This window comes from Bradyrhizobium sp. CCBAU 11357 (assembly GCF_028128865.1).
Lineage (GTDB): Bacteria > Pseudomonadota > Alphaproteobacteria > Rhizobiales > Xanthobacteraceae > Bradyrhizobium.
This window is the reverse complement of sequence record NZ_LBJW01000017.1, coordinates 281,175-294,251: the sequence shown is the minus strand read 5'-3', so window position 1 is coordinate 294,251 and position 13,077 is coordinate 281,175. Positions and strand designations below refer to the sequence as shown.

General features: G+C 65.3%; 15 protein-coding genes. 7 read left to right on the top strand and 8 right to left on the bottom strand.

All coding sequences use genetic code 11. From position 1 onward, the window contains the following. Window positions 1-111 precede the first annotated feature (111 nt). Window positions 112-423 carry a hypothetical protein gene (locus XI05_RS06340; RefSeq protein ID WP_271499839.1) on the bottom strand — a complete coding sequence of 104 codons (312 nt, stop codon included), beginning with the start codon at window positions 421-423 and terminating at the stop codon, window positions 112-114. A gap of 129 nt (window positions 424-552) precedes the next feature. Here XI05_RS06340 and XI05_RS06335 point away from each other — a divergent pair, with 129 nt between their 5' ends. After that, on the top strand, window positions 553-873 hold the full coding sequence (locus tag XI05_RS06335) for a hypothetical protein (protein WP_271499837.1): 321 nt from the start codon (window positions 553-555) through the stop codon (window positions 871-873). A gap of 212 nt (window positions 874-1,085) precedes the next feature. Further along, a complete protein-coding gene (locus XI05_RS06330; RefSeq protein WP_271499835.1) occupies window positions 1,086-1,367 on the top strand; it encodes a hypothetical protein in 282 nt (93 codons plus the stop codon). A 78-nt stretch (window positions 1,368-1,445) separates the two neighbouring features. Here the strand turns inward: XI05_RS06330 and XI05_RS06325 are convergent, their stop codons facing one another. After that, complete coding sequence (locus XI05_RS06325) at window positions 1,446-2,672, bottom strand: lytic murein transglycosylase (protein ID WP_271499832.1); 1,227 nt, start codon at window positions 2,670-2,672, stop codon at window positions 1,446-1,448. 7 nt (window positions 2,673-2,679) lie between these two features. Beyond that, window positions 2,680-4,329: an energy-dependent translational throttle protein EttA gene (gene ettA, locus XI05_RS06320; protein WP_271499830.1), complete on the bottom strand. Its 1,650-nt coding sequence runs from the start codon at window positions 4,327-4,329 to the stop codon at window positions 2,680-2,682. Window positions 4,330-4,564: 235 nt separating this feature from the next. Here ettA and XI05_RS06315 point away from each other — a divergent pair, with 235 nt between their 5' ends. Beyond that, window positions 4,565-4,780: a hypothetical protein gene (locus XI05_RS06315; RefSeq protein ID WP_271499828.1), complete on the top strand. Its 216-nt coding sequence runs from the start codon at window positions 4,565-4,567 to the stop codon at window positions 4,778-4,780. 130 nt (window positions 4,781-4,910) lie between these two features. Beyond that, window positions 4,911-5,873 (top strand): D-2-hydroxyacid dehydrogenase family protein, encoded by a 963-nt coding sequence (locus tag XI05_RS06310; RefSeq protein ID WP_271499825.1) that lies wholly within the window; start codon window positions 4,911-4,913, stop codon window positions 5,871-5,873. Between the two features lie 56 nt (window positions 5,874-5,929). On the opposite strand, the gene XI05_RS06305 is transcribed toward XI05_RS06310, so the two are convergent. Continuing rightward, window positions 5,930-7,126, bottom strand: coding sequence for a L,D-transpeptidase family protein (locus XI05_RS06305; protein ID WP_212254549.1), 1,197 nt, complete (start codon window positions 7,124-7,126; stop codon window positions 5,930-5,932). A gap of 367 nt (window positions 7,127-7,493) precedes the next feature. Here XI05_RS06305 and XI05_RS06300 point away from each other — a divergent pair, with 367 nt between their 5' ends. Then, window positions 7,494-8,258 (top strand): hypothetical protein, encoded by a 765-nt coding sequence (locus tag XI05_RS06300; protein ID WP_271499822.1) that lies wholly within the window; start codon window positions 7,494-7,496, stop codon window positions 8,256-8,258. An 18-nt stretch (window positions 8,259-8,276) separates the two neighbouring features. Here XI05_RS06300 and sseA read toward each other — a convergent pair whose 3' ends face one another. The 3 genes from sseA to XI05_RS06285 form a co-directional block, all read right to left on the bottom strand. After that, complete coding sequence (gene sseA, locus XI05_RS06295) at window positions 8,277-9,131, bottom strand: 3-mercaptopyruvate sulfurtransferase (protein ID WP_271499819.1); 855 nt, start codon at window positions 9,129-9,131, stop codon at window positions 8,277-8,279. Between the two features lie 117 nt (window positions 9,132-9,248). Then, window positions 9,249-9,662, bottom strand: a complete 414-nt coding sequence (locus tag XI05_RS06290) for a rhodanese-like domain-containing protein (RefSeq protein WP_257193215.1) — start codon at window positions 9,660-9,662, stop codon at window positions 9,249-9,251. A gap of 126 nt (window positions 9,663-9,788) precedes the next feature. Continuing rightward, window positions 9,789-10,964 (bottom strand): vWA domain-containing protein, encoded by a 1,176-nt coding sequence (locus XI05_RS06285; protein WP_260383638.1) that lies wholly within the window; start codon window positions 10,962-10,964, stop codon window positions 9,789-9,791. Between the two features lie 289 nt (window positions 10,965-11,253). Here XI05_RS06285 and XI05_RS06280 point away from each other — a divergent pair, with 289 nt between their 5' ends. Together XI05_RS06280 and XI05_RS06275 are read left to right on the top strand one after the other, a co-directional pair. Beyond that, the gene (locus tag XI05_RS06280) at window positions 11,254-11,499 is read left to right on the top strand and encodes a GlsB/YeaQ/YmgE family stress response membrane protein (protein ID WP_172786788.1); all 246 of its coding nucleotides are present in this window, start codon (window positions 11,254-11,256) and stop codon (window positions 11,497-11,499) included. 106 nt (window positions 11,500-11,605) lie between these two features. Then, entirely contained in the window at window positions 11,606-12,448 is an 843-nt protein-coding gene (locus XI05_RS06275; RefSeq protein ID WP_172786789.1) for an AAA family ATPase, read from the top strand. Window positions 12,449-12,632: 184 nt separating this feature from the next. Here XI05_RS06275 and XI05_RS06270 read toward each other — a convergent pair whose 3' ends face one another. Then, window positions 12,633-12,881 carry a hypothetical protein gene (locus XI05_RS06270; protein ID WP_271499816.1) on the bottom strand — a complete coding sequence of 83 codons (249 nt, stop codon included), beginning with the start codon at window positions 12,879-12,881 and terminating at the stop codon, window positions 12,633-12,635. Window positions 12,882-13,077: the final 196 nt, after the last annotated feature.

Below are 13,077 nucleotides of genomic sequence, written 5' to 3'. Positions count from 1 at the left end.
CGGCCGGATGCAAAAGGAAAAACCGGTATTTGAAGCTATTCCAAACTGGCCTGATCAAAGCCTAGAACGGCTCTAAAATTAGCTGTTGCGCTGGATCAAGATTGGGCCGGACTAGTCGCCGCCACCGCCTCCTCCACCGTCGCCACCGCCTCCGCAGTCGCCGCCGCTGCTGCTGCCGCTATCGCTGTTCGAACAGCTGCCGCCGTCGCTCGAGCTCCCCGAACTGCCGCCGGAGAACCAGCTTCCCAGCGAGAAGCCGTCACTCGTCCCGGAATAGCTGCTGTCCCCGCCGCCACTCCCGCCGTCGCTGCCTGCGGTGGCGCGGGAGCGCCGTGCGCGGTTCTGGAGATGTGCGATCCAGCCGTAGCCGATCGCGAAAACGATCCCGGCCGCAATCAAGGCATTGACCATCGCGTTGCCCATCATCGTCTCCCAGTGGGGCCCATATTACTTGGTCGTCTCCGGCAAAGGTGCCGTTCATTGATCATTTCAGCGAAATATGGAACCTTGCGGCCCAAAGGGTTCCCGTGTGTCGGTCTGAAAGGTCAAGCAATGAAGAAGTCGCTCCTGGCGGTCGCTGCCGTCGCCACCCTGGCCCTGACGGCCGGATCGCCGGCCCATGCCCAGCGCGGCGTCGCGGCAGGCGTGGCAGCCGGGATCATCGGCGGCGCCATTGTCGGCGGCGCATTGGCTTCTCCGTATTATTACGGACCCGGCTATGGCTACTATCAGCCGGGCTACTACCCGCCGCGCTACTACGCCCCTGGTCCAGGCTATGTGGCCGACGACTATTACGGCGGCTGCGTCTGGCAGAAGCAGCGCTTCTGGGATGGCTATGCCTGGCGCGTCCGTCGCGTCCGAGTCTGCGGCTGAGGCACGCCAAGCCGGTTGACTACGGAGTTGCCGTTCATCTCGGGGCCTGAAAAAGACCGCTTTTTCTCGTCACAGGTCCGTGTGCGTTTACCGTGGATTGACCATTTGCGCGCTTCCTAGCTGCAAGGCCAATTTCCATCAGAGTGTGCGTGAACCTTTGAAACCCGGGCGCCTCTAACAGGAGGAACCCATCTCCCAGGAGAGCCAAGAGCATGAACAAGACTTTAGTTGCCGCCCTCACGGTCGCGACGGTCGCCGGTTCGCTGGTGACCGCTGCTCCGTCCGCCAAAGCCGGTGACAACATCGGCGCCGGCATCGCAGCCGGCCTGATCGGCGGCGCGATCGTCGGCGGCGCCATCGCGTCGAGCCGGCCCGCCTATGGCGGCCCCGTTTACGTTGCCGAGCCCCCGCCGCCCGCGCCCTGCTACTGGCGCCGCGAGCGCTATTGGGATGGCTACGGCTGGGTCAGCCGTCCGATTCGCGTCTGCTACTGATCTGATCGCCTGGCGCATGCGCGCCGCGATCAAGAGCCCGGCCGAGAGCATCGGCCGGGCTTTTTCTTTGCTCAAACGTTATCGCGCCGCCTGGATCGAACGCAGCACCTCTTCACTCGGCCAGCAATCGACTTTGAGTCCCGCCGACTTCTGATAAGCGCCGAGCGCGGCGCGCGTCTGCATGCCGGCCTTGCCGTCGATCTTGTCCTTGTAGAGTCCGATGCGCGTCAGCCCGCGCTGCATGGTCTCGACGTCCTTGGTGCGCAACTGCTTCGAAGCCGACCAGGGCGTTGCGAAGGGCAGCGGGCTCATCATGCGGTCGCTGAGATGGCCGACGAACAGCACGTAGAGATCGGAGAAATTGTATTCCTTGATGACGAAGTAGTTCTTCGTGGTCAGGAACGACGGCCCGTAGATGCCCTCGGGCTGGAGCAGCGAGGCCGGCTGCGCCTGCTCGGCCGCGCTGAGCTTTTGGCCGCGCACCGGGACAAAACCCTCGCGCAGCCATTGGCCGATCGGCTTGGTCACCTCCGGCACGCCCGTCGTGCAATCGACCTTGGCCGGGGCCTGCACCTCGTAGGCCCAACGCAGGCCGCTCTGCCAGCCCTTGTTGACGAGCTGCTGCGCGGCCGAGGCCAGCGCATCCGGCACGGAGTGCCAGATGTCGATGCGGCCATCGCCGTCGAAATCGACGCCGTGCTTGTAATATTCGGACGGCAGGAATTGCGTGAGCCCGGTGGCACCCGCCCAGGACGAGCGCATGTCCTTGCGCGTCACCACGCCTTCGCCGAGGATCTTCAGCGCGAGGATGAACTCGTTGCGATACTGATCCTTGCGCCGGCCGACATAGGCCTGCGTCGCCAGCACACGAACCAGATCATAAGGGAGCGTGTAGCGGCCATAGTCGGTCTCGCGGCCCCAGATCGCAAGCATCACCGTTGCCGGCACGCCGGAGCTCTTCTCGATCTCGGTCAGCGCCGCGCGATATTTCTGCAGCAGCCGTTGGCCCTCGCCGGCCAGCCGCGCGATCGAAGCTTCCTTGACGTAGTCCGCCGGCACCTGCACGAACTCGGCCTGCGACGGCGCGCCGGTCGCCGGCCGCCCGGGCAAGAGCAGATCGGGCAGCTTGTAATCGGGCTCCAGCCCGCGCGTCTGTTCGTCGAACGTTGCGCGCGAGACGCCGGCCTGTTGGGCTTCCGGCCACAGCGAGGCGATGAACTGCGTGAAGGCGGCGTCGGCAGCACGGGCGGGCGACCAAGCGCAGGTGATGACGATCACCGCAGCGATGAGCGCCCGCCGCATCATGCCGCCATCACCGCGTCAGCTTCTTGTACTTCACGCGGTGCGGGATGATGCTGTCCTGGCCGAGCCGGCGCATCTTGTCCTTCTCGTAATCCTGGAAATTGCCTTCGAACCATTCGACGTGGCTCTCGCCCTCGAAGGCGAGGATGTGCGTCGCGATGCGGTCGAGGAACCAGCGATCGTGGCTGATGATGACGGCGCAGCCGGCGAAATCCTCCAGCGCCTCTTCGAGCGCGCGCAGCGTATCGACGTCGAGGTCGTTGGTCGGCTCGTCGAGCAGCAGGACGTTGGCGCCGGACTTCAGCATTTTTGCGAGATGCACGCGGTTGCGTTCACCGCCCGAGAGCGCGCCGACCTTCTTCTGCTGGTCCGCGCCCTTGAAGTTGAACGACGAGCAATAGCCGCGCGAATTGACTTCCTTCTTGCCGAGCAGGATCAATTCGTTGCCGCCGGAGATCTCCTCCCAAACGGTCTTCTTGCCGTCGAGCGCGTCGCGCGACTGGTCGACATAGCCGAGATGCACGGTCTCGCCGACCGTGATCGAGCCCTTGTCCGGCTGCTCCTGCTTGGTGATCATCTTGAACAGCGTGGTCTTGCCGGCGCCGTTGGCACCGATCACACCGACGATGCCGCCGGGCGGCAGCTTGAAGGTGAGATCGTCGATCAACAAGCGATCGCCATAGCCTTTGCTGAGACCTTCGAAGTCGACCACGTTGGCGCCGAGCCGCTCAGCGACAGGGATGATGATCTGCGCGGTCTGAGTCTGTTTCTCGCTGGCCTGCTTGAGCAGTTCCTCATAACGCTGGTAGCGCGCTTTGGACTTGGCCTGGCGTGCCTTGGGCGAAGACGCCACCCATTCCTGCTCGCGCGCGAGCGTCTTCTGGTGCGCGGCGTCCTCGCGGCCTTCCTGCTCCAGACGCTTCTGCTTCTGCACCAGCCAGGACGAGTAATTGCCTTCGTACGGGATGCCGCGGCCGCGATCGAGCTCGAGGATCCAGCCGGTGACGTTGTCGAGGAAGTAGCGGTCGTGGGTGACGATCAGGATCGCGCCGGGATAGTTGCGCAGGTGCCCTTCCAGCCACGACACGGATTCCGCATCGAGATGGTTGGTCGGCTCGTCCAGCAGCAAGAGCTCGGGCTGGTCGAGCAGCAGGCGGCACAGCGCGACGCGGCGGCGCTCACCGCCCGAGAGCTTGGTCACGTCTGCATCATCGGGCGGACAGCGCAGCGCGTCCATGGCCTGATCGACCTTGCTGTCGAGATCCCACAGGCCCTGGGCCTCGATCTCGTCCTGCAGCTTGGTCATCTCGTCGGCGGTCTCGTCCGAATAGTTGACCGCGAGCTCGTTGTAGCGGTCGAGGATCGCCTTCTGCTTGGCGACGCCCTGCATGACGTTCTCGCGCACGGTCAGCTTGGGATCGAGGTGCGGCTCCTGCTCCAGATAGCCGACGCGGGCACCCTCGGCGACCCAGGCCTCACCGGTGTATTCCTTGTCGAGACCGGCCATGATCTTGAGCAGCGTCGACTTACCCGAGCCGTTGACGCCGAGCACGCCGATCTTGGCGTCCGGGTAGAAGCTCAGATGGATGTTATCGAGCACCTTCCGGGTCGGGTAGCTCTTGGTCAGGCCCTGCATGAAATAGATGAACTGGCGCGCCATCGGTCCCGTGAAACCTTCGATTTGAGGAAATTTGCTTCGCCAGCGATGTAACGATCCCGCCCTCAAAGGGCAACGTTTTCCCTCCGTTCACCACGGATGAATACGGGACAGACACCATCCGGCCACCGATCCGGACAATTGAAACCATCTTTTAATAAATCAGGCCAAAGCTCGGTTTCGCGCGGAAACAGCGCCACCCGCTCAGAACGAACGGGGAGCACAGCGAGGCCGCATCATGGCTCTGATCGAGACCCATTCTCTTCCCGTTCCGGCAGGAGCCGGGCGCGTCTCCGGGTTCGCCTCGGAGATCAAGGCCTTCTGGAAGCGCTTCTTCGCCACCGCCTTCAATCCCTACCGGCCCGAGCTGCATTACATGCGCGGCCCCGGCCCCGCCTGGCGCGCCAAGCACGGCATGGATGCGCCGTTCCGCTTGAAGCCCCGCGACGTCTGAGCGACGACTTCCTATCGGACTTTTGAAGGCGCAGGCTGCTTGCGCGGTGGCGCGATTGCGCGCAACCATGGCGAGGTTCCGACGACGGCGCCCGCCCGGCGCCTTCACCTCTCGCCATGGACGAACGCTGATGAGCCGGCTGCGCTGCGCAATCCTCGACGACTATTTCAACCTCGCCCTCGACGTCGCCGACTGGCAGAAATTGTCGGACCGCCTCGACGTCACCGTGTTCAGCCATCCCTTCGCCTCCGAGCAGGCCGCGGCCAGCGCGCTCGCCGACTTCGAGATCATCTGCGCGATGCGCGAGCGCACGGCGTTTCCCAAGAGCTTGTTCGATCGCCTGCCGAAGCTGAAGCTGCTGCTGACGTCGGGCATGCGCAACGCTGCCATCGACATCGAGGCTGCAAAGGGACGCGGCATCGCCATCGGCGGCACGCAATATTCGCGCGATCCGACCGCGCCGCTCGCGATGGGCCTGATCCTGGAATTGACCCGCGGCATCGGCCGCGAGAACGCGCGGATGCATGCGGGCGAATCCTGGCAGACATTTGCCGGCGTCGAGATCGACGGCCTGACGCTCGGCATCGTCGGGCTCGGCAAGCTCGGCAGCAAGATGGCGGGCATTGCGAAGGCGTTCGGCATGAACGTGATCGCCTGGAGCCTGAACCTGACGCCGGAGAAGTGCGCGGCTGTCGGCGTCGGCTACGCCACCAAGGAGGAGCTATTCGCCAAGGCCGACATCGTCACCATCCACGTGGTGCTGAGCGAGCGCTCGCGTGGCCTCGTGAGCCGCGCGGATCTTGCGCGGATGAAGCCGACGGCCTTCCTCGTCAACACCGCACGCGGGCCGATCGTGGATGAGCAGGCGCTGCTGGAAGCCTTGCAGGAGCGCAAGATCGCGGGTGCAGGCCTGGACGTGTTCTCGGTCGAGCCGCTGCCGGTCGACCATCCCTTCCGCAAGCTCGACAATGTCGTGCTGACGCCGCATCTGGGCTACGCCACCACGGATGGTCTGCGCATCCATTACGGCCAGATGGTCGAGGCGATCGACGCCTTCACCAAGGGCGGCGAGCTGCCGCGCAGGCTGGCCTGAAATCAAAAGGGCGTGCCGACGGCACGCCCTTCGCAATCTCATTGATGTCGAGGCGCTCAGCGCACGGTGACCGGCGCGGGCAGCGGCGGCACGACGGTGGGCTGCGTCCCCGGGACCGGGCCCGCCTGGGCGGACATCGGAGCCGGCCCGGCCGCGCTCTGCGTCGGCGCGGCGGACGCCGTTGCCGTTCCCGGTGGCGGGCCGCCCGGCATCACGACAACGCGGGTGCCGACCTTGACGCGATCGAACAGGTCCGAGACGTCCTCGTTCAGCATGCCGATGCAGCCCGACGAGACGAACTTGCCGATGGTCGAGGGCTGGTTGGTGCCGTGGATGCGATACACGGTCGAGCCGAGATACATCGCGCGGGCGCCGAGCGGATTGCCGGGGCCGCCGGCCATGAAGCGCGGCAGATAGGGCTGACGCTCGATCATCTCGGTCGGCGGATGCCAATCCGGCCACTCGGCCTTGCGGGTGATCTTCTGCACGCCGGTCCAGGTGAAGCCGTCGCGGCCGACACGGACGCCGTAGCGGATCGCGCGGCCGCCTCCAAGCACGTAATAGAGGTAGGTGTTGGGCGTATCGACCACGAGCGTGCCGGCCGGCTCCTTGGTCTGGAACGCGACCTCCTGACGGCGCAGGTTCGGCGGCAGCTGCACCGGCGCGGCATCGGGCTGCTCCTCGGGCGGCAGCGCGGCCAAGGTCACCGGGCGGCCATCCGTGCCCACGGGCGGCTGCCCGGCCTGGACCGTGCCGGTCGCGGCAGGACCGCCGACAGCCTCGGGCGGACGCAGGCCATCATTGGCAGGCGCCTGCTGAGGGGGACGGTCGGCGTAGATCACCGCCGGCGGACCGGCGGGCCGGCCGTAGCGGGGATCGTCGGGCGACATCACAGGGCCCTGCGGCGCTGCCGAATAGACCGGCGGGGCGCCAGCCGGACGACCGTAACGCGGATCATCCGGCGACATCACCGGGCCTTGCGGCGGGGCGGCCGAATAGACCGGAGGCGCGCCCATCGGACGGCCGTAGCGCGGATCGTCAGCCGGACCGGGCGGCGGCAGCGAGGCATGCGGCATCGCGTCGTCGTCTTCATCGAGCGCGTCGAAATTCGGTACGCGGTCACCGGGCCGATATTCGGCCGGGGCGCCATAGCTCGGGACCTGCTGGACCGGATAGCTCTGAGCCTGAGCGAGCGAGGTTCCCGCCGCAGCGACTGTTGCGGCAGCGCATATCGTCAGAAAATGTTTGATCATCATCGCTCTTGTATAGTCCCCAAGCCCGATCGGACCGTTAACGGCCAGATGACGGAAGATAGCGGCACATTCAAGACATATCAGGCTTATTTGCGCCGGACTTGCCGTTTTGTGATCCGCAAGACTACCGTTGCCCCGTTGCATCACGGGGCTGAAATCGTATCGCGCCATCAATTGCCGCGATGTTGGGCCGCGATTTTAACGGAACGATCCGGAAGCGTTGCGATATGGTCGAATCAGCCTGATTCGCCACCTTTTTGAGCTTCGGTCCCGCGTGGCGAACGCGGCCAGCAGTACCGTCACCGCGTTCAGATGGCTCTTGGGCCCCGGCCACTCCGCCGCCGGGGCGGAAATTCGCAACCGCTCGATGCTTCCCGGCTTTCGCTTCCTGTTTGCCGCGATCCTGCTGTCAACCTCCATCCTGGTGTTCGGCCTAGGGGCCGCCGCGCTGCTGCGGGCGACCCATCAGCAATATGCCAGCAACCCCGGCTGGCGGAACGGCCCGCAGGAGCAGGTGTTTGCGCAAGCGCCAGAGCCGGCCCAGCCGGTGCTCGCGGTGCTGCGGCCCGAACCGGAGCCGCCCGCCGAGACCACGCCATCGCTCCGCGACCAGGTGCCGACCATCGCGCTGCCCCTGAGCGAGCCCGACCAAGTTGCCGCACTGACGACCGAGACCGACGTTCAGCCTGAGGCCGCCGCGCGCCTGGCCGAAGTGCCGGCCGTCGAGCCAGCCAGGCCCGAACCGATCGTGGCGGCCGCCGCGCCGGCTTCCACGGATACGCTGACCCCCGCCGACACCACGGCCGCGATCCCCGAGGCCCAGCCTGCCGTGACCGCCAGCGAGCCGGCACAGGCCGACACCGCCCTCGCGGCCGCGGCGATCGATGTCGCCTCGGCAAGGCTCGCTGCGCTGAACGCTGCCCCGGCCGCCAGCGATGCGCCGGCGAAAGCCAAGGCCGAGAGCGGCAAGTCGGACAGCAAGGCGACCAAGCGCAAGGCGAAGGCCAAGAAGCCCCAGCGCGTGGTGCGGCGCCCGCCGCCTCAGCAGCTGCAGCAGCAGCAGCAGCAGCTTGATCCGTTCGGTCAGCGGCAGCCGGCTTTGGCGACAACAACGACCGCACGCACGCGCTGACCCTTCACTCCGACAACCTCACGCCGGCCCGGTCGCGATGGCCGGGCCGCCGGCCTGGCCCCATTCCGACCACGAGCCGTCATAGAGCGCGGTGTCGGTGATGCCGAGGCGGTAGAGCGCGAGCGTCAGCACCCCGGCGGAGACGCCCGAGCCGCAGCTCGTCACGATCGGCGCATCCAGCTTGACGCCGACATTGGTGAAGGCGGCGCGCAGATCCTCGAGCGGCTTCATCTCGCCGGTCGCGGCGTCGAACAACAGGTTGTAGGGCACGTTGCGGGCGCCGGGGATGTGGCCGGAGCGGATGCCCGGCCGCGGCTCGGGCGCGCGGCCTTCGAAGCGATCGGCAGCGCGCGCGTCGATCACCTGCTCCTTGCGGCTTTCGACGTTGGCGATCAGCTGCTGCATGCTGCGCACGCGGTTTGAATCGTAGCTCGCCTTGAACGTCGCCGGCTTCGGCTTGACCTCGCCGCTCTCGGTCGCACGTCCCTCAGTGCGCCACTTCTGCAGGCCGCCATTGAGGATGCGCACCTTGCTATGGCCGTAGGACAGGAACATCCACCAGGCACGCGGCGCTGCGACCCAGCCGCCGGCATCGTAGAGGACGACGGTGTCGCTATTTCCGATGCCGAGATTGCCGACGTCGCGGCCGAACTGCTCGGCGCTTGGAAACATGTGCGGCAGCGGGTTGGAATGATCCGAGACCGCATCGACATCGAAGAACACGGCGCCAGGCAGATGCGCCGCGAGGTAGTCGTCCTTCGGCAGCGGCAGCACACCCGGCAGCTTGAAGCTGGCGTCGAGGATCTTGACGTTGGAATCGCCCATGTGAGCGGCGAGCCATTCGGTGGAGACGAGGGGGTCGGGGGCGGTCATTGGCTTTTCCTTGCTGTCATTCCGGGGCACGCGTAGCGCGAGCCCGGAATCCATCGCGCGGCAGTGTCGGTGGATGAATGGATTCCGGGCTCGCGCTTCGCGCGCCCCGGAATGACGTTACCCCTTCTTCTTCGGCTCCCACTTCTCCGTCGGCCCGCCGGCATCGCGCCAGGCGGCGTAGCCGCCGGCGATGTGGGCGACGGGCTTGAGGCCCATGTCCTGCGCGGTCTTGGCCGCGAGTGCGGAGCGCAGGCCGCCGGCGCAGTGGAAGACGAACTTCTTGTCCTCCTGGAAGACCGGCTTGGCGTAGGGGCTCTGCGGGTCGATCCAGAATTCGAGCATGCCGCGCGTGCAGGCGAAGGCGCCGGGGATGCGACCGTCACGCTCGATCTCGCGGGGATCGCGGATGTCGACGATGACGACGTCGCCGTTCTTGGAGATCTCGATCGCGTCCTTGGCGGTGAGCGTCTCGATCTCGGCATTGGCCTCGTCGATCAGCGCCTTGATGCCGCGGGTGATGGTCTGGGGCATATGGTTCTCCCTCTTGTTGTCATTCCGGGGCGCGCGTAGCGCGAGCCCGGAATCCATTGATCTACGCGTGCTGCGGCCCGATGGATTCCGGGCTCGCGACTTCGTCGCGCCCCGGAATGACAACAGCTAGTGCGTCAATTCCTTCATCGCACTCTCCAGCCCTTCGATCGTGATCGGATACATCCGGTTGGCGAAGATGCGCTTGATGATGGTGGTGGATTCCGAATAGTCCCAGTGCTTCTGCTGCACCGGGTTCAGCCACACCGTGTGCGGATAGGTGCGGATGATGCGGTCGAGCCAGACCGAGCCGGGCTCCTCGTTGACGTGCTCGACCGAGCCGCCGGGCACCATGATCTCGTAAGGCGACATCGACGCGTCGCCGACGAACACGACCTTGTAGTCGTGCGGGTATTTGTGCAGCACGTCCCAGGTCGGCGTGCGATCGGTGAAGCGGCGCTTGTTCTGCTTCCACACGCCCTCATAGAGGCAGTTGTGGAAGTAGAAATACTCCATGTGCTTGAACTCGCTCTTCGCGGCCGAGAACAGCTCCTCGACCTGCTCGATATGCGCGTCCATGGAGCCGCCGATGTCGAAGAACACCAGGAGCTTCACCGCGTTGCGCCGCTCGGGCCGCATGTGGACGTCGAGATAGCCGTGATTGGCGGTCTCGCGGATCGTGGTGTCGAGATCGAGCTCGTCGGGCGCGCCGGTGCGGGCGAATTTGCGCAGGCGGCGTAGCGCCACCTTGATGTTGCGGATGCCGAGCTCGACGTTGCCGTCCAGATCCTTGAACTCGCGCTTGTCCCACACCTTCACGGCGCGGTTGTTGCGGTTCTTCTCCTGGCCGATACGGACGCCTTCGGGATTGTAGCCGTGCGCACCGAACGGCGAGGTGCCGGCGGTGCCTATCCATTTGCTGCCGCCCTGGTGGCGGCCCTTCTGCTCCTCGAGGCGCTTCTTCAGCGTCTCCATGAGCTTGTCCCAGCCCATGGCCTCGATCTGCTTCTTCTCTTCTTCCGTCAGATACTTCTCAGCGAGCTTCTTCAGCCACTCCTCGGGGATCTCCGCCTTGTCCATGGCGTCGAGCAGGCTTTCCAGCCCCTTGAACACCGTGCCGAAGACGCGGTCGAACTTGTCGAGATTGCGCTCGTCCTTCACCAGCGAGGCGCGCGACAAATAGTAGAAGTTCTCGACCGTGTAGTCGGCGAGGTCGGCGTCGAGCGCCTCCATCAGCGTGAGGTATTCGCGCAGCGTCACGGGGACCTGCGCATCGCGCAGAGAGGTGAAGAATTGCAGGAACATGGGTGACAGATTGCCCGTCGGGTGGCTGACGTCAAGGGGCGGCGCTTCACCTCTCCCATCGGGAGAGGCCGGCACGCAGTGCCGGCTGAGGGGTTTCGCTTCCTCGTGGGACCGGCGCCCCCTCACCCGATTTGCACCGGACGATGCTCCGCATCGCCGGGAGCAAATCGACCTCTCCCCCGCTGGGGAGAGGTGAAGCAAGATCACGACCGCGGTGATTCAACGTGGACCGGCAGGCTTTTTGCTCTAGAATTGCCGACCTCAAGGGGTTGTTTGGGGGACGTTTGCAATGGGAATTGTCGCGGCGCTCATCATTGGCGCGATCGCCGGCTGGCTAGCCGGCAAGATTGTCCACGGGGCGGGATTTGGGCTGGTCGGCAACATCGTCGTCGGCATCATCGGCGCGCTGGTTGCGAGCTGGGTGCTGCCGCAGCTGCACATCCAGCTGGCAACGGGCACGATCGGCGCCATCGTGGATGCCACGATCGGTGCGGTGATTGTGCTCGTCATCCTTTCGCTGATAAGACGGGTCTGAAAGCCTGACCGAACCAGGAACGGCCGCCCTGCGCGGCCGTTCCCATGTCGCGACCGGGGCGATGCAATTGGCAATTTCCCGGGACGACGACCAACAAGGACGCGCGATGAAATTTACCGGCACCAAGGACTATGTTGCGACCGATGACCTCAAGGTCGCCGTCAACGCTTCGATCGTGCTGGAGCGCCCGCTCCTGGTGAAGGGCGAGCCCGGCACCGGCAAGACCGTGCTGGCGGAGGAAGTGGCGAAGGCGCTCAACGCGCCGCTTCTCACCTGGCACATCAAGTCCACCACCAAGGCGCAGCAGGGCCTCTACGAATACGACGCGGTGTCGCGCCTGCGCGACAGCCAGCTCGGCGATGAGCGCGTGTCCGACATCCGGAACTACATCAAGCGCGGCAAGCTGTGGGACGCCTTCACCAGCGAGCAGCGCCCGGTGCTCCTGATCGACGAGATCGACAAGGCCGACATCGAATTCCCGAACGACCTGCTGCTCGAGCTCGACCGCATGGAATTCCATGTCTACGAGACCGGCGAGACGATCAAGGCCAAGCAGCGCCCGATCATGATGATCACCTCCAACAACGAGAAGGAGCTGCCGGACGCGTTCCTGCGCCGCTGCTTCTTCCACTACATCAAGTTCCCCGATGCCGACACGATGGGCCGCATCGTCGACGTGCACTTCCCCGGCATCAAGAAGCGCCTGGTCGAGGAAGCGTTGCGCATCTTCTTCGAGGTGCGCGAGGTGCCTGGCCTGAAGAAGAAGCCGTCGACCTCGGAGCTTTTGGACTGGCTCAAGCTGCTGCTCAACGAGGACATGAGCGCCGAGCAACTGCGGGAGCGCGACCCGCGCAAACTGATCCCGCCGCTGCACGGCGCGCTGCTGAAGAACGAGCAGGACGTGCATCTGTTCGAGCGGCTGGCGTTCTTGAGCCGACGGGAAGTGTGAGCCTCGGGCTCGCTCGCGATAGCCCCCGCTGTCGCCCAAAACATTGGTGTCATTCCCCGCGAAGGCGGGGAATCCAGTACGCCGCAGCCTGTCGATTCCATCACAGCCGCCGCTGGAATACTGGATCGCCCGGTCAAGCCGGGCGATGACAGTGAGAATGTGGCACGCGCCTGCTTCCACATCGTCATTGCGAGCGCAGCGAAGCAATCCAGAATCCCTCCGCAGCGGCATCGGCGACGTTCTCGAACTCGCGTCTTGATCGCAGACACAGCTTCGCATCCTCGCGGCTCATCTCGCCCGAGCTTTGCTTCATTCCGTCGCCCCAAAAGAAAAAGGGCGCAGGGAAGACCGGGTGCCGACGGGCACCCGCGGTCCGCTGCGCGAAAGCACACGCAGAGAAACCGCACAGCAGCATACAGGTGTCGCCGATCACTCGGCCTTCCCTGCGCGATGGTCGGACGGCTTATGCCGCGCTCTCCCGGGAGCCGAATTCCTTCTGGCCTCCCTCGCCCCGCGAATTGACGATGCCGTCTGCCCGGTTGGGCTCGCGCGCATCTCCGCAGGCAGCTTGACCGTAGCAACGACGGCCAGGACCACACGGTTTTGCCGTACGCAGCTCATCCGGCTTC